Annotated in this window: 14 protein-coding genes; 9 read left to right on the top strand and 5 right to left on the bottom strand. The window is 69.2% G+C overall.

What is annotated here, in order from left to right:
• Positions 1-223: 223 nt before the first annotated feature.
• From mtrA to secA, 6 genes are all read left to right on the top strand, one after another.
• Positions 224-901 carry an MtrAB system response regulator MtrA gene (mtrA, locus tag D0D37_RS22765; protein WP_005150760.1) on the top strand — a complete coding sequence of 226 codons (678 nt, stop codon included), beginning with the start codon at positions 224-226 and terminating at the stop codon, positions 899-901.
• A 7-nt stretch (positions 902-908) separates the two neighbouring features.
• On the top strand, positions 909-2,639 hold the full coding sequence (gene mtrB, locus D0D37_RS22760) for an MtrAB system histidine kinase MtrB (protein ID WP_116202588.1): 1,731 nt from the start codon (positions 909-911) through the stop codon (positions 2,637-2,639).
• Positions 2,636-4,390 (top strand): LpqB family beta-propeller domain-containing protein, encoded by a 1,755-nt coding sequence (locus D0D37_RS22755; RefSeq protein WP_116202587.1) that lies wholly within the window; start codon positions 2,636-2,638, stop codon positions 4,388-4,390. Before mtrB ends, D0D37_RS22755 begins: the two co-directional genes overlap by 4 nt.
• A 62-nt stretch (positions 4,391-4,452) precedes the next feature.
• Entirely contained in the window at positions 4,453-5,097 is a 645-nt protein-coding gene (locus tag D0D37_RS22750; RefSeq protein WP_116202608.1) for a ComF family protein, read from the top strand.
• Between the two features lie 765 nt (positions 5,098-5,862).
• On the top strand, positions 5,863-6,546 hold the full coding sequence (gene hpf, locus D0D37_RS22740; protein WP_116202585.1) for a ribosome hibernation-promoting factor, HPF/YfiA family: 684 nt from the start codon (positions 5,863-5,865) through the stop codon (positions 6,544-6,546).
• A 262-nt stretch (positions 6,547-6,808) separates the two neighbouring features.
• Positions 6,809-9,730, top strand: a complete 2,922-nt coding sequence (gene secA, locus D0D37_RS22735; RefSeq protein ID WP_116202584.1) for a preprotein translocase subunit SecA — start codon at positions 6,809-6,811, stop codon at positions 9,728-9,730.
• A 208-nt stretch (positions 9,731-9,938) separates the two neighbouring features.
• Here the strand turns inward: secA and D0D37_RS22730 are convergent, their stop codons facing one another.
• Positions 9,939-10,418 carry an Rv3235 family protein gene (locus tag D0D37_RS22730; RefSeq protein ID WP_116202583.1) on the bottom strand — a complete coding sequence of 160 codons (480 nt, stop codon included), beginning with the start codon at positions 10,416-10,418 and terminating at the stop codon, positions 9,939-9,941.
• Positions 10,419-10,585: 167 nt separating this feature from the next.
• On the opposite strand from D0D37_RS22730, the gene D0D37_RS22725 reads away from it, so the two are divergent.
• Positions 10,586-10,969: an HAD-IA family hydrolase gene (locus D0D37_RS22725; protein ID WP_116202582.1), complete on the top strand. Its 384-nt coding sequence runs from the start codon at positions 10,586-10,588 to the stop codon at positions 10,967-10,969.
• A 120-nt stretch (positions 10,970-11,089) separates the two neighbouring features.
• Here D0D37_RS22725 and D0D37_RS22720 read toward each other — a convergent pair whose 3' ends face one another.
• Positions 11,090-11,257, bottom strand: coding sequence for a TrmH family RNA methyltransferase (locus tag D0D37_RS22720; RefSeq protein ID WP_116202581.1), 168 nt, complete (start codon positions 11,255-11,257; stop codon positions 11,090-11,092).
• Positions 11,258-11,307: 50 nt separating this feature from the next.
• Positions 11,308-12,072 (bottom strand): TrmH family RNA methyltransferase, encoded by a 765-nt coding sequence (locus tag D0D37_RS22715; RefSeq protein WP_116202580.1) that lies wholly within the window; start codon positions 12,070-12,072, stop codon positions 11,308-11,310.
• A gap of 34 nt (positions 12,073-12,106) precedes the next feature.
• On the opposite strand from D0D37_RS22715, the gene D0D37_RS22710 reads away from it, so the two are divergent.
• Positions 12,107-13,504, top strand: coding sequence for a WS/DGAT/MGAT family O-acyltransferase (locus tag D0D37_RS22710; RefSeq protein ID WP_116202579.1), 1,398 nt, complete (start codon positions 12,107-12,109; stop codon positions 13,502-13,504).
• Entirely contained in the window at positions 13,501-13,992 is a 492-nt protein-coding gene (locus tag D0D37_RS22705; protein ID WP_116202578.1) for a DUF6912 family protein, read from the top strand. The genes D0D37_RS22710 and D0D37_RS22705 overlap by 4 nt, the downstream gene beginning before the upstream one ends.
• Before the next feature lie 233 nt (positions 13,993-14,225).
• On the opposite strand, the gene D0D37_RS22695 is transcribed toward D0D37_RS22705, so the two are convergent.
• Positions 14,226-15,023: an SCO4651 family lipoprotein gene (locus D0D37_RS22695; RefSeq protein ID WP_116202577.1), complete on the bottom strand. Its 798-nt coding sequence runs from the start codon at positions 15,021-15,023 to the stop codon at positions 14,226-14,228.
• 151 nt (positions 15,024-15,174) lie between these two features.
• Positions 15,175-16,083 carry an SCO4651 family lipoprotein gene (locus tag D0D37_RS22690; protein ID WP_162834398.1) on the bottom strand — a complete coding sequence of 303 codons (909 nt, stop codon included), beginning with the start codon at positions 16,081-16,083 and terminating at the stop codon, positions 15,175-15,177.
• Positions 16,084-16,236 lie beyond the last annotated feature (153 nt).

The raw sequence follows: 16,236 nt of genomic DNA, 5'->3' as shown, positions 1-16,236 counted from the left end.
TGGGGGACTCTGATTCCCTCAGGGTTCCCCTCACGGACGCGAGCAAGCGGCCGCGAGGGCATGGATCGGGCATTTCGGCGAGCTTTGAGTCTTTTGCAGACGATCGGCACGCCGAGGCCGCACGGCCTGAGTCCCTGGCATTGGGCCGGTGATCTTGATCTTTCCGGTGGTCAAACGCGCGGGTCGTGCGCGCCGGTGCGGGAGGTAGTGCGAACATGTGGTCATGAAGGCACGTGTCTTGGTGGTCGACGACGACCCGGCGCTCGCGGAGATGCTCACCATCGTGCTCCGCGGCGAAGGGTTCGACACCGCGGTGGTCGCGGACGGTTCGCGGGCGCTTCCCGCGCTGCGGGAGCTGAAACCGGACCTGGTCCTGCTCGACCTCATGCTGCCCGGCATGAACGGCATCGACGTGTGCAAGGCGATCCGCGCCGAGTCCGGCGTGCCGATCGTCATGCTCACCGCCAAGAGCGACACCGTGGACATCGTGCTCGGGCTCGAATCCGGCGCCGACGACTACGTGGTCAAGCCGTTCAAGCCGAAGGAACTCGTCGCCCGCGTGCGCGCCCGGATGCGCCGCACCGAGGCCGAGCCCGCCGAATCGCTCACCATCGGCGACCTCGCGATCGACGTTCCCGGGCACGAGGTCACCCGGGAGGGCAAGGCGATCCCGCTGACCCCGCTCGAGTTCGACCTGCTCGTGGCGCTGGCCCGCAAGCCGCGCCAGGTGTTCACCCGCGAGGTGCTGCTGGAGCAGGTGTGGGGCTACCGGCACGCGGCCGACACCCGGCTGGTGAACGTGCACGTCCAGCGCCTGCGCTCGAAGGTGGAGAAGGACCCGGAGCACCCCGAGGTGGTGCTGACGGTGCGCGGAGTCGGGTACAAGGCCGGCCCGCCGTGAGCGTGCGATGACCGGTTTCGCGGGGCGGCTCCGAGCCGCCGCCCGCGCCACGGCCCGGCTCGCCGGCCGGGTCGTGGTTTTCGCTCGCCGCCGAGCGGTGGCGTTCAACGAGCTGTGGAAGCACTCGCTGCAGTTCCGCGTCACGATCTCGACGCTGGCGCTGTCGTCGGCCGTGGTGTTCGTGCTGGGCATGGTCCTGCAGAACCAGATCACCGAACGGCTGCTGGACACCAAGCGCCACGCCGCGACCGAGCAGACCCAGGCGCTCGCCGACACCGCCGCGCGCGAGCTAGTGGGGATCGGCGGCGAGTCCCCGGACGCGCTGCACACGCGCCTGCAGAACGCGCTCAAGAAGATCTCGACCACGTCCTCCTCGCGCGCGGGTTCGACCGCGGGCACCTTCGAACCGGTGCTGGCCAGCGTCGGGCGCGGCCAATCGGACGCCGACCCGGTGTACGTCGGGCCGTTCAACTCGGTGCCGGAGCGGCTGCGCCAGTTCGTCGAGGCCGACCACCTCGCGCGGCTCGAGCACACCGTCGACGAGAACGGCGTGCGGACCACGTACCTGATCGTCGGGACCTCGCTGATGTCCGGGGCCAGTCCGCTGCAGCTGTACCTGCTGTTCCCGCTCACGAGCGAGCAGACCACCGTGTCGACGGTCCAGAACACCTTGTTCGTGGCCGGAATCGTGCTGCTGCTGTTGCTCGCCGGCATCACGAACCTGGTGGTCCGGCAGGTGGTGCGGCCGGTCCGGCAAGCCGTCGCGGCGGCCGAGCAGTTCGCGGGCGGCGATCTCGACCAGCGCCTCGCCGTCGTGGGCGAGGACGACCTCGCCAAGCTCGCGGTGTCCTACAACAGCATGGCGGCCAGCATTCAGAACCAGATCCGCCAGCTCGAGGAATTCGGCGGCCTGCAGCGCCGGTTCACCTCCGACGTGTCGCACGAGCTGCGCACCCCGCTGACCACCGTGCGGATGGCCGCCGACGTGCTGCACGCGTCCCGCGAACAGTTCCCGCCCGGCCTCGCCCGTTCCACCGAGCTGCTGGTCGACGAGCTGGACCGGTTCGAGGCGCTGCTCGGCGACCTGCTGGAGATCAGCAGGCTCGACGCGGGCGTCGAGGAGCTGTCCGCGGAGTACATCGACGTGCGGCCGATCGCGACCCGCGCGGTCGAGCAGGTGCGGGTGCTCGCCGGAACCGCGGGCAGCGTCGTCGAACTGGTGCTGCCGGACGAGGACACCGCGGCCGAGGTGGACGCGCGCCGGATCGAACGGATCCTGCGCAATCTGCTGGCCAACGCCGTCGACCACAGCGAGGGCAAACCGGTGGTGCTGACGGTCGCGGTGAACGAGACCGCGGTCGCGATCACCGTCCGGGACTACGGCGTCGGCCTGCGGGCGGGGGAGGCCGAGCTGGTGTTCAACCGGTTCTGGCGCGCCGACCCGTCGCGCAACCGGCGCACCGGCGGCACCGGGCTCGGCCTCGCGATCAGCCAGGAGGACGCGCGGCTGCACGGCGGCGTCCTCGATGCGTGGGGCGAGCCGGGACACGGCGCGTGCTTCCGGCTCGAGGTGCCGCGCCGCCAGGGCGTGCCGATCGCGGAAAGCCCGCTGGTGCTGCCCCCGCCCGACGCCGTTTCGGAGATCACGCTGTCGCCGTCGTCGGTCGCCGAACTGCACCCCGCGCCGGAAGCGATCCTCGCCGATCCGGCCCCGGACCGGGAGGAGGTCGGTCAGTGAGGCGAGCGCTTCTCTTTCTCGCCTGCGCACTGGTGCTCGTGAGCTGCGCGAACGTTCCGCAGGAATCGCTGCCGGTCGTGGTGTCCGTCGAAAAGGCTCCGCAGCAGGCCAACGACGCGCCGGAACCGCCCGCGGGTGCCGAACCGCTCGACATCGTGCGGTTGTTCATCAAGGCCAACGCCGATCCGCGGTCCGGCAACGCGGCCTCGCGGGCGTTCCTCGACGAAAAACAGCGCGGCGCGTGGCGGCCGAACCGCTCGTTCACGATCATCGACAAGACGTTCAGCACGGTCTACGACACCGCGGCTTCCGGCGCGACCGCCACGCCCGCTCCGTCGTCGACGGCGCCGGATCCGAACGTCCGCACGGTTTCGGTGCGCGGTTCGGTGCTGGGCACGCTCAGCGCGGACTCCGCGTTCATTCCCGGCAGCGGTCCGGTCGAGCAGACCTTCCAGGTGCACAAGCAGGCCGACGGGCAATGGCGGATCTCCAGCCCGCCCCCGCCGGTGCTGCTGGTGACCGACGACGAATTCGACGGCAACTACAACCCGGTCGCGGTGAGTTTCTACTCGCCGGATTCCGGGGCCTTCGTGCCGGACCTGCGCTATGTCCCGGCGAAACCGCAGTCGGGCATGCCGGGCCGGGTCATGGACCTGATCCTGCAAGGGCCGTCCGCCGGGCTCGCCGGCGCGGTGAAGAACCTGTTCGGCGACGGGGTGTCGCTCGAAAGCAACGTGAAGAACAACGACGACGGCTCGCTCACCGTCCCGTTGAGCGGGCTCGCCGGGACCAGCCCGGAAACCCGGTCGCTGATCGCCGCGCAGATCGTGCTGTCGATGCAGACCGTCACGTCCACCCGGATCCGGCTGCTGGCCGACGGCGCGCCGCTCGTGCGCGACCACGAGTACTGGCGCGGCAGCGACGTGCCCTCGTACAACGCGAGCCCGGATCTGCGGGGCCTGATGACGATCGGCGGCCGCGTCCGCTCGCTCAGCGACGGCGCGCCGATCGCGGGCGCCGCGGGCGAGGGCGCTTACCAGGTCGTGAACGCGGCCCAGTCCATCGACGGCAAACGCCTCGCGGTGGTCGAGCAGGACGGCGACCGGGTCCGGCTGCGCATCGGCGACCTCGGCCGCGACCTGCCGACGGTCGACCTCGGCGGCGGTTCGCTGAGCCGCCCGACCTGGCGGCCCGCCCAGCCCGGAGCCGGCCCGTCGAACGAGGTGTGGACGGTCGTCGACCATTCGATCATCGCGCGGATGGTGCTCGACCCGAACGGCCGCTGGCTGCGCCAGAGCGTCAACGCGAACGACCTGCTGGCACTCGGGCCGATCGGTGTCCTCCGGCTTTCCCGGGACGGCGCCCGCGTGGCCGCGACGGTGAACGGCCAGCTGGTCGTGGCGTCGGTGGTGCGCAGCGGCGACACGGTCACCTTGCGCGAGCCGCGCGTCCTGCAGCCTGGGGTCTTGATCGACGTCTCGGACGTGGATTGGGGTTCTACGCCGGACACTCTTGTGGCCGCGACGTCTTCGCCCTCGCAGCCGGTGCAGCGCCTGTCGGTCGACGGACGGCGGATGGACGCCTACAACAGTTCGAACCTCACCGCACCGGTGCGCGCGGTCGCGGCGGCCCCGGGCCAGCCGATCGTGGTCGCGGACGCGGGCGGACTGTGGACGGCGACCGAGTTGGGCGAGGTGTGGCGGCCGCAGTCGCACTCGATGCAGAACGCGGATCCGTTCTATCCGGGCTGATTTCCGGGCTCCGGTCTTCGCGCGGCCCGAAACTGTCGGTGGTCGGGTGCACACTCTTGGTCATGTTGCTGAGACTGTTGATGAACCTGCTCCTGCCGACCTACTGCGCGGGATGCGAGATCCGCGGCGCGGCCGTGTGCGCCGGATGCTCCACGGCGTGGGGGTCCCCCACTGAGGTGTTTCGCGCGCCGCTGGCGGCGTTGGCTCCGGCCTACGCCTTGGCGCGCTACGCGGGCGTCGCCAAGCGAACCTTGATCGCCTGCAAGGAACGCCGCCGTCGGGACGTGGCCCCGTTTTTGGGCTGGATACTGGCCGCCGCCCTGATGGCGTTGTCTCCCGGCGAGCCTCGCGCCAGTCCGTGGTGCCTGGTTCCGGCTCCGAGCCGACGGACCGCTTCGCGGGTTCGAGGAGGGCCGCACGTCCTTCGGATCGCGTCGGAAGCCGCTCGGCTGACGGGGGCTTATGTCGCGCCTGCCCTGGTGTTGAAAGGCGGACAGGACGCGGTCGGCCTGAGCCGGGCGGAACGAGCGGCCAACCTGGAAGGGCGACTTCGCTTCGCCGCGGCTGGCCGTCCGCCGCCGGGCACGCGGGTCGTGGTGGTGGACGACGTGATCACCACAGGCGCCACGTCCGCCGCATGCGTCACGGCGTTGAAAAACGCGGGCGTGCCGGTGGTGGCGGTACTCGCCCTGCTGGCGACAGTCTGAAAGCAGCCTGTCCCACGTCCGAAACCCGAACGCGCCCTGGCCCAGTCCGCCGAGAATCCGCCGAGTGCCGAGACCGGCGCCATCCGAAACCGAAATCCGGCTGTTCGGAAACTGATCGTCCGCTCCGGTCGCCGCTAAAACGGAACGCTTCCAAAAACCACCCGTCCGAAAACTTCCGCCGCTTTCTCGCCAGGGAGGCCGCCCGCGCTCGAACGCACACTACCGCCAGGTGTCACCTACACGAGTGATGTCAAGAGGGAACCTCCCGCCGTCGTCGCCCGTTGTCCGGACATGAGGATCAAGGCCGGAATCACTCCCGCGGCGGGGCAGTCCACCGAGGTGGCGGCTGTGCTGAGGGGGCCGGTCACCCTCGGCGTCCGGGGTGTCGCCGGGTTGAGCCGTCCGCGTGAAACTTGGGCTCGCGCGCTCGGCCTTCCGGGCGGCGGTTCCGGGCTGCGCACGCATGATTCACTGCGCCCCGTGACGGGTTCCCGGATCGTGACATCCCCCGGCTCGGGGGCTGTTGCGGACGGCGTGATGAAGCTAACGTGCACCGCTATCAGCAATACCCGCAGGCAGGGAGGTGTGCAGCCCATGTCCCTGGCGCCGGCGGCCCGCTGAGTCCGCGTTCGCGCTACCGCCACGAGACGTCGTGATCCGGTCGCGAATTCTTTATCAGCCCGCCGAACCCGTGCAGTAGCCGCTGTAGTACCGGTGCCGTGAGAACACAACAGCTCGCAGTTTCCTCAGCGAGGGAGGTCGTGTATGGACATCGTCGTTAAGGGCCGCAACGTGGAGGTGCCCGAGCATTACCGGGCGCTTGTCAGCGAAAAGCTGGCCCGCCTTGAGCGCTACGACAAGAAGGTCATCCGCTACGACGTGGAGCTCTTCCACGAGCCCAACCGCAGGCAGGCCAAGAGCTGCCAGCGCGTCGAAATCACCGGGAAGGGCCGCGGTCCGGCTGTTCGCGCGGAAGCGAGCGCAGCCGACTTCTACGCAGCGCTCGACTCCGCCGTCACCAAGCTGGAAAACCGGCTCCGGCGGACACACGACCGCAGGCGCGTGCATTACGGACGCAGCCGTCCCGAGTCGGTCGCCGAGGCGACGTCCGCGGTCGGCGGATCCGATGCCGTCGCCGGGCCCGCCACGGGCACGGCCGTCCTGGACGCACCCGACGCGACCGAATCCATGGCGAACGGTTTCGCGGCGACGAGTGCGGGCGACATTCCCCGGCAGGGGCGCTGGGAAGACGAGGACCTGGGCCATCAGCCCGGCCGCGTCGTCCGCGAGAAGCAACACGACGCGGACCCCATGACGGTGGACCAGGCTCTCTACGAGATGGAGCTGGTCGGCCACGACTTCTACCTGTTCAACGACTCCGAGGCCGGCCGGCCGAGTGTCGTCTACCGGCGAAAGGGCTTCGACTACGGCGTGATCCGGCTGGGCTGACCCCACCGGAGAACAACCTCGCCGGCGGCCCGCACGCGAACGCGTGCGGGCCGTCCGCGCGCCCGGAGCACGACGCGCTACCCGACCTTCGTCGGGACCTGTGCAAACCTCCCGTGACCTTCTGCGACGACGTGCGTGCGCGGACCAGCCCGCGTTCCCTACGATGGGGGAGACGGCGGCGGCGCACACGGGCGCCAGCCGTGGCGATTACTGCCCGGGAACGGCCTGGGCTCGATCATGATCAGCTAGTGAGGTCGACCGGATGGTGCTGAACCGCCTGCTCCGCGCGGGCGAGGGCAAGATGGTGAAGCGGCTGCGCAACATCGCCGATCACATCAACACCCTCGAAGACGACGTGAAGGACCTGTCGGACGCCGAACTGCGGGCCAAGACCGACGAGTTCCGCGAGCGGTACGGCAAGGGCGAATCCCTGGACGAGCTGCTGCCGGAGGCGTTCGCCGTCGCCAGGGAAGCGGCGCACCGGGTGCTCGGGCAGCGGCCGTACGACGTCCAGCTCATGGGCGGGGCCGCGCTGCACCTCGGCCAGGTCGCCGAGATGAAGACCGGCGAGGGCAAGACGCTGACCTGCGTCCTCGCGGCCTACCTGAACGCCATTCCGGGTGACGGCGTGCACGTCGTCACCACCAACGACTACCTCGCCAAGCGCGACGCCGAGTGGATGGGCCGCATCCATCGCTTCCTCGGGCTCGAGGTCGGCGTCATCATCGCCGAGCAGGACCCGCAGGAGCGGCGCAAGCACTACAACGCCGACGTCACCTACGGCACGAACAACGAGTTCGGCTTCGACTACCTGCGCGACAACATGACGTGGTCGCTCGACGAGTGCGTGCAGCGCGGGCACAACTTCGCGATCGTCGACGAGGTCGACTCGATCCTCATCGACGAGGCGCGCACCCCGCTGATCATCTCCGGCCCGGCGGACCAGTCGTCGCGGTGGTACGTCGAGTTCGCCCGGCTCGCGCCGCTGATGCAGGGCATCGACACCACCACGATGGGGACGCGCGAGCGGGTCGAGAAGGCCAACCTGATCAACTCGAAGTACCACTACGAGACCGACGTCCGGAAGCGCACCGTCGCGGTCACCGAGAAGGGCGTCCGGTTCGTCGAGGACCAGCTCGGCATCGAGAACCTCTACGAGGCGGCGAACACCCCGCTGGTCGGCTACTTGAACAACGCTTTGAAGGTCAAGGAGCTCTACCACAAGGACAAGGACTACATCGTCCGCGACGGCGAGGTCATGATCGTCGACGAGTTCACCGGGCGCATCCTCGTCGGCCGCCGCTACAACGAGGGCATGCACCAGGCGATCGAGGCCAAGGAAGGCGTCGAGATCAAGGCAGAGAACCAGACGCTCGCCACGATCACGCTGCAGAACTACTTCCGGCTCTACAAGAAGCTGGCCGGCATGACCGGTACCGCCGAGACCGAGGCGGCCGAGTTCCACCAGACCTACAAGCTCGGCGTGGTGCCGATCCCGACGAACCGGCCGATGGTCCGCGCGGACCGCGCCGACCTGATCTACAAGAACGAGCAGGCCAAGTTCGAGGCCGTCGCCGAGGACATCGCCGAGCGGCACGAAAAGGGCCAGCCGGTGCTGGTCGGCACGACGAGCGTCGAGAAGTCCGAGCACCTGTCGAAGCTGCTGCTCAAGCTGGGCGTGCCGCACGAGGTGCTGAACGCGAAGTACCACAACAAGGAAGCGCTGATCGTCGCGCGCGCGGGCAAGAAGGGCCAGGTCACCGTCGCCACGAACATGGCGGGCCGCGGTACCGACATCGTGCTCGGCGGCAACCCGGACATCATGGCCGACGAGGTGCTGCGCGAGCGCGGCCTCGACCCGGTCGAGCACTCCGAGGAGTACGAGGCCGCGTGGCCGAAGGTGCTCGAGGAGATCAAGGAAGAGGCGCGGGCCGAAGCCGACGCGGTCCGCGAGGCGGGCGGCCTCTACGTGCTCGGCACCGAGCGGCACGAATCACGGCGCATCGACAACCAGCTGCGCGGTCGTTCCGGACGACAGGGCGACCCCGGCGAATCGCGGTTCTACCTCTCACTGGGCGACGACCTGATGCGCCGGTTCAACGCGGTGCTGGTCGAGCGCATCATGACCACGATGCGGCTGCCGGACGACGTGCCGATCGAGCACAAGATGGTCTCCAAGGCGATCAAGAGCGCGCAGACCCAGGTCGAGCAGCTCAACATGGAGACCCGCAAGAACGTCCTCAAGTACGACGAGGTCATGAACGAGCAGCGCAAGGTGATCTACGCCGAGCGACTGCGCGTGCTCGGCGGCGAGGACCTGCGCGAGCAGATCGAGCACATGATCATCGACGTGGTGAAGGCGTACGCCGCGGGCGCGACGTCCCAGGGCTACGCCGAGGACTGGGACCACGAGCAGCTGTGGACCGCGCTGAAGACGCTGTATCCGGTGAGTCTCGACTGGGACGAGCTGGTCGAAGACGGCGATCTCGACGCGGAAGGCCTCACCCAGGCGCTGGTCGACGACGCGCTCGCCGCGTACGCCAAGCGCGAGGCCGAGATCGACGAGCTGGTCGGCGAGGAAGGCTCGATGCGCCGCCTCGAGCGCCAGGTCATGCTCACCGTGCTGGACCGCAAGTGGCGCGAGCACCTCTACGAGATGGACTATCTCAAGGAGGGCATCGGGATGCGGGCGCTCGCGCAGCGCGACCCGCTGATCGAGTACCAGCGCGAGGGCTTCGACATGTTCCGCGCGATGCTCGACTCGCTGAAGGAGGAGGCCGTCGGCTTCCTGTTCAACCTCCAGGTCGAGCGCGCCGAGCCGGAAACCGTGCAGCAGCCGGAACCGTCGGCGCTCCCGGGCGGAGTCACGTCCGCGACCGCCGCGGCGGCCGGTGCCTTCGGCCAGGACGAGGACGGGGGCAAGCACGCTCGCCCCGCTCCGCCCCAGCCGCCGGCCACCGACTCCGATTCGGTCCCGTCCGCCCTGCGCGGCAAGGGACTCGGCGGCGGCGGTGTCCAATCCGGACTGACGATGTCGGGCCCGTCCGAGGGCGGCGGCGTCGAGTCCCATTCGGACAGTGCGAACGACTCGGAAGCGGGCGGCGCGAACGGCGGCACCCGGCGGGAACGCCGCGCCGCCGAGCGGGCGCAGTCCAAGAAGGGCAAGAAGGGACCGCGTCGCTGACCGTCCACTGCGGATGGCACGACTGAGAACGGCAGCACGAGAACGCTCGTGCTGCCGTTCTGTCGTTCGGGTCCACAGTGGACTCGGCGTTGGCTGGTCGAGCGGGTTGGGCGGAATGACCCGCTCGGACCCATGCCCGCTAAATAAGGCCTGCTTAGTCTTTGTGGCCGCAGGACCCTTGTCCTGGTAGTCAGGACACCTGTCCCGCTCAGGCCACCGACGGCCGTCCAGCCTGCACACTTTCGGTTCGCGGCGCGAGCACGTGAAACCGCGTGCACACCCAGCCCGTCCGCGTGCGCTCGAACCGGGCCGCCAGCGCGAGCACCCGAGGTCCGGAATGGATGATCGCGCTGGTTTCGAGCGCCGTCTCGGCTGGACGGCAGACGCGCAGCTCCCCGGCGACGTGATGGCGGATGCCCGGCATCAGCCCCTGGCTGCTGAGCCGGGAAAACAACGCCTCGTCCACGAGCGGACGGATCTGCCCGGCCGCGCGCCGTCCGGCGAGGACTTCGAGAATGGCGTTGAGCCGTTGGCTGAGCCGTCGCCCGGTAGGCGGATCGCTGAGCCGCAACAGCCGATGCCCAGCAGGCGGCAGATCGTACGGCGACGGCCACGCGCCGCGACGATGCGTGCGTCGGCCGGTGACCCCCGGGACAGCGGAAAGCGGCCGGAGGCTGTGGTTCGTCATTGAGTTCCCTCCCGAAACGTGGACGTCCACCCAGGAGTTAGTGCGTTTCACCGCCGCCCGATGGGACATTGAATGCCTGATCCGGCGAAAAGGGCAGAATGTCGCAGACTGGATCTGCCCGATGCGCTATGGGCCTGGCGCGGCCGAACGGCAGATAGGCTGACGAAGTGCTGAAAGGCTTGCTAGTCGACTACGCCGGAGTGCTTACCGACCCGGACGCCGCGCTTCTCTACGAATACCTCCGAGACGCCCGCGCGAACGGCACCCGCACCGCGCTCGTCTCGAACGCTCCGGGAGCCGCGCCGGGGGTGAAAACCGAGCTGTCGCAGTACTTTGACGCACTCGTCTTCTCCGGCGAGGTCGGCGTGGCCAAGCCGGACCGCGAGATTTACCTAGTCGCGGCCGAGCGGATCGGCCTGGCCGCGCCCAGATGCGTATTCGTGGACGACGCAGAACGAAACGTGCGCGGGGCCGTCGCCGCGGGCATGGTCGGCGTGCACCACCGCTCGATCGCCGACACTCTCGAGGAACTGGCGGCGTTGTTCAGCTGAGCCCGCGTCGCACGAGTTGGAAGGACAGCACTGCGGCCGCGTCTCCTCTCCCAGCACGAACGGCGACCGTTGCGGCGGTTTTGCGTCGGGCACCGATGTCCTCGACGCTCGCGGTGTTGTTCAGCTGGCCCCGCGTCGCACGAGTTCGAAGGACAGCACTGCGGCTGCGGCGGAGACGTTCAGCGATTCGACGTCGCCCGGCATCGGGATCGACACCCACTCGGTCACCAACTCAGCGACCGCCTCGGCACCGCCGTCGGTCTCCCGCCGAGCGTGAACGCCGACCATTGCGGCAGCTCCACATCGAACACCGATGTCCTCGACGTTCGCGGTGTTGTTCAGTTGACTCCGCGTCGCACGAGTTCGAAGGACAGGACTGCGGCTGCGGCGGAGACGTTGAGTGATTCGACGTCGCCGGGCATCGGGATCGACACCCACTCGGTCACCAGCTCAGCGACTGCCTCGCCGACGCCTTCCGTCTCCCCGCCCAGCACGAAAGCCGACCTCTGCGGCAGCTCCACATCAAACACCGACGTCCCCGCCGAGGCACCAAGCGCGAACAGGCTGTATCCGGCCTCCACCAGCATTTCCGCCGCCTCGCGCGCCGAGCCGCAGCGCAGTACCGGTGCCCGGAAGGCAACGCCTGCCGAGGACTTCACCACCATCGGATCCAGCGCGGCGACGCCCCGGCGCGGCACGATCACGCCAGACAAACCGGCGGCCGTCGCGGTGCGCAGGATCATTCCGACGTTGGCTGGCGTCGTGATGCCGTCTAGGAGCAGCAGCCGGGCAGGCGGACGGCGGTCGTCGAGGGCCGCGGCAAGGGCGCGCATTCGGGGCGCGACGACATCGGCCAGTACGCCCTGGTCCTGTTTTCCGTTGCCGGCCAGCACTTTCACCCGGTGCGCACTCGCGCGCTGCACCGGCACCCCGGCGGCTTTCGCGGCGCGTTGGATCTCCGTGGCGGCGGGGCCGCGCGCGGTGTCGGCGAGGATCACCTTGTCCACGCGCAGGTCCGGATCGCCCAGCGCCTCCAGCACGGGCTTGCGCCCGTAAACGGTCAGGAAGCGGTCTTTCGGCGAACCCGCCAGCTCATCACCCACACCGGCCAGTCTCGCATTGTGTAAGGATCGGCTCATGCCCGACCGCCTGTCCGCGCTGGACGCCTCGTTCCTGTACGTCGAGGACCAGACGACGCCGATGCACGTCGGGGGCGTGGCGATCTTCGAGCGGCCGTCGTCCGGATTCACCTACGAGCAGGTGCTCGACCTCGTCGGCGCGCGGCTGGCGTTCCTGCCCCGCTACCGCCAGCGCGTGCTCGGCGTGCCGGGGCATCTCGCGCGCCCGGTGTGGGTGGACGACGTCGACTTCGACCTGAACTACCACGTCCGCCGCTCCGCGCTGCCCCAGCCGGGCAGCGACGACCAGCTGTTCGACCTGGTCGCGCGGCTGATGTCGCGGCGGCTCGCGCCGGAACGGCCGTTGTGGGAGGCGTATTTCGTCGAGGGATTGTCCGGCGACCGGGTCGCGATGGTGACGAAAACGCACCAGTCCGTTGTGGACGGTGTCGGCACGATCGACCTCGGCCAGCTGATCCTCGATGAGACCCCCGAACCGCCCGAGCCGTTCGAGGACATGTGGGTGCCGCGGCGCGAGCCGAGTCGTACGCAGCAGGTCCTCGACGCGATGAGCGAGACCGTGCAACGGCCCGGCGAGCTGATCGAGAACGTGCGCTCGATCGCGGGCGACGCGGTGACCACGGTGAGCAAGGCTGTCGAAACGCTCGGTGGCGTCGCGGCGACGATCACGCGGCCCGCACCGCCCGGGCCGTTGAACGTCCGGGTGTCTGGCGGTCGCGTGTTCTCGGTCGTGCGTACGCGGTTGGAGGATTTCCGCAAGATCCGCGCGGACCACGGCGGCACGGTCAACGACGTCATCCTCGCTGCGATCACCGGCGCGCTGCGGGAATGGCTGCTGTCGCGCGGGGAGAACCTCACGCCGACCGAAACCGTGCGCGCGCTCGTGCCGATGGCGGTCACCGACGCCGAAACCGCCGAGTTCGCCACGCCCGCGCTGGTCGGCAACCAGGTCGCGGCGTACCTGATCGACCTGCCGGTCGGCGAGCCGAGCGCGGTGCTGCGGCTGCAGCACATCGGCCACGCGATGGCCGAGCACCTGAATTCGGGAAGATCGGTGGCCGCGCGCGGGTTGCTGAAGGTGAGCGGCTTCGCGCCGGCGACGCTGCATTCGCTCGGCGCGCGGGCGGGCGGATCGCTGTCCGGGCGGATTTTCAACCTGATGATCACGAATTCGCCGGGGCCGCAGGTGCCGATGTACGCCGGGGAGGCGAGACTGGTGGAGATGTTCCCGGTGATGCCGCTGATGCGCACGCAGGCGCTGGCGATCGGGGTCACCTCCTACCACGGCGGTGTCTACTTCGGACTCAACGGCGACCGCAAGGCCGCGTTCGACGTCGGGCTGCTCGGCGGGATGATCGAAGAAGCGCTTGAAGAGCTGAAGGGTGCGCACTGGTGAGGGTTTATCTGCCTGCGACGATCGCGATGCTGCGAGACCTGGAGGCCAACGGCGAGTTCCGCGCTCGCAGCGGCACCGGTTTCGCGCTGACGCCCGCCCTGCGCGAGGCGTACGCGAGCGGTTCCGACGAGGAACTGGAATACGCCGCTTTGCTGGACGCGGCCCGGGCCTCGCTGCGCCTGATCGCCGCTGAGGAAAAGGGCGAACCGCGGCGCGCGGTGGTGTCGGTGGACGTCGACGACGCGACGCTGCGGCCCGATCTGGACTCGGCCGTCGTGCGGCTCGCGGGTCCGGTGCCGAAGTCCCAGATCGCGGCCATCCACGTGGACTCGGCCGAGGCGGAGGACGCGGTGACCGCCGCCGCGGCGGTGATCGACGCGGCTGATCTCGGCGACGAGGACGCCGAATTCACCCTCGGCGACGCCGAAGACCACGAGCTGGCCTGGTACGCGCTGCAGGAACTGCCCTTCCTGCTCGAACTGCTTTAGCGGTCCGTGAAGGACTCCTTGAGGGAATCAGATTCCCGGAAGGAGCCCTTCACGGACAGTCAGCCGAGGCGCAGTGGCTCACCGCCGCCGACCAGCAGGCGCTCGCCCGCATCGCGGCCAAGCTGCGGGTGCGGCCCGCTGGCCTGGCCTAGCCGCCGGTCAGGGTGCCGGGTCTCGTGAGTGTTTATGCCGGTTCTAACCGGGATAAACACTCACGAGGCTTTGGTGGCGGGTCAGCCGCCGGTCAGGGTGCCGATGTCGGCCGGGGCGGGGGCGTTGACCGTGACGGGGGAGTTCCAGTCCGTGTAGCGCGCTTTGACTGTGGCGACACCGGTCTGGCCGGTGGCCTGCATGACCGGCGTCAGGTCCAGGACCAGCTGCATCGGCCGGTGCTGCGCGTCCAGCCAAAGGTCGAACGGGACCGTCTTGCCGCGGTCGCCGAGGCGGGTCAGCGCTTCGGCGGGCAGGCCGCCGGGCAGTTCGGAGCCGAGCTTCGCCAGGTCGACGGTCAGGTGGTAGTGCTCGGCCGAGGCTCCGTCGAGGGTGGTTTCCTCGCTGGAGGCCACCGTCCCCGCCGTGCGGACCTGCGCCAGGGTGCGTGCCGGGTCGTTCTGCTCGGCCAGCTGCGCCAGGCTGCCGCCCAGCACCTGCGAAAGCGGGTCGGTGCCGTCCGGCGACACCTTCACCCACGCTTTGTGGTCGGTGACCTGGTCCCGCGCGCTCTCCGGGACCTTCGCGTACAGCGTCTTGTCGACCAGGCGCAGTTCGATCGGCTCGCCGACGTAGTCCGTCGTCATCGACAGAGCCGTTCCCGCGCGGTCGAATTTCGCCTGGCCCTTTCCGTGGGACACGAGGGTGCCGGTGGTGACGTCAGCGGTGAACTTCGCGGTGTGCCCGGCCAAGGTCGCGGCGGAGGCGGCGTCCGCGAGCGCGCGGGCGTCGGTGAAGCGCTGCGGCTCCGGGGTGCCGGAACATCCCGCCGAGGCGATCGCCAGCAGCGCGGCGACACCCGCGACGGCCGTCCTGCGCATCCGAAAACCCTCTCTGACCGGCCGTAAGGGCCTCAAGCCAAGCACAGCGAGCGGGGCCGACCCGTTCGGGGGAACGCGTGCTACCGGCAGTAGCGCACAAAAAACGGGCCCCGAGCCGGAGCGGCTCGGGGCCCGCGAAAAGCCTCGGGGATCAGTGCCCCATCTTCTTCATGACCTCGCCGAAGTCGGCGACCTGGTCGGCGGGCGGCGCGGCCACGTCGACCGGCTTGCCCCAGTCGGTGTACTTGACGGTCATCTTGCCGCCCGCGGCGGCCGCGGCGCTCGAGCCCGTCGACGCGCCGAGCGACTTCATCATCTCGGACTGGTCCATCGTGATCTGCAGCGGGAGCTGATCCTTGTCGATCCAGATCTCGGCCGGGATCTTGATGTTCTTGCCCGCGAGCATCTTCTTCATCTGCTCCTGGACCTCGGCGGGCTGGCCCTTGGAGTAGGTCTCGACGGACTTGCTGACGTCCATCTCCACCTTGTAGTGGTTGACCTTCTCGCCGTTCAGCTCGACCTGGTCGGCCCCGACGATCTGGCCGGTCTTCGACACCTGGTCGAGGATCTGCGTCGGGTCGCTCTGCTGGGTCGACTGCGACATCATCTTGCTGAACGACTGCGACGTCGGGTCCTTGGCGTCCGGCGAGATCTTCAGCCACGGCTTGTCGGAGCCGAACTGCTTGGCCTGCGCGGCCGGGACCTTGATGTAGAGGGTCTTGTCGACGTAGCGCATCTCGATGGAGCCCTGCGGCATGTTCATCGTCATCGTCATGGCCGAGTTCTCGCCGTCGAAGCGCATCGCGCCCTCGGCCTTCATGGTCTGGCCGCCCATCGCCATGTCCATCGACATCTTCGCCGACTTGGCCTTTTCGGTGCCCTGCTTGGCCGCGTCGGCCAGCTTCAGTGCGTCGCTGAACGGCGACGCCAGGCCGGACCCGCCGTCCTTGGCCTGGCCGGCCGGGGCCGCGGTGCCGTTCTCGGCGCTCGAGCCGCAGCCCGTCAGCACCAGCGCCAGCGCCGCACCGGCGGCGACGGCGAACGTCGTGGTCTTGCGCATGGTTCTCCCCCTAGGAAGGAATCGGTCTTTCACCTGCGTTGTCGCCGGCCGGCCTCGATGGCCGCGTCCTTGCGGTCCGGCGCGCGGGCCACTGGCGGGTGACTCCGCGAGGTCGCTTCTGTGACGCTGTCCGGCGGGCAAAGGTTCCCTCCG

Origin of the sequence: Amycolatopsis circi (assembly GCF_003385235.1) — a bacterium.
Classification (GTDB): Bacteria; Actinomycetota; Actinomycetes; order Mycobacteriales; family Pseudonocardiaceae; genus Amycolatopsis; species Amycolatopsis circi.
Note: the sequence above shows the minus strand (reverse complement) of the source record. Positions and strands in the feature narration are given on the sequence as shown.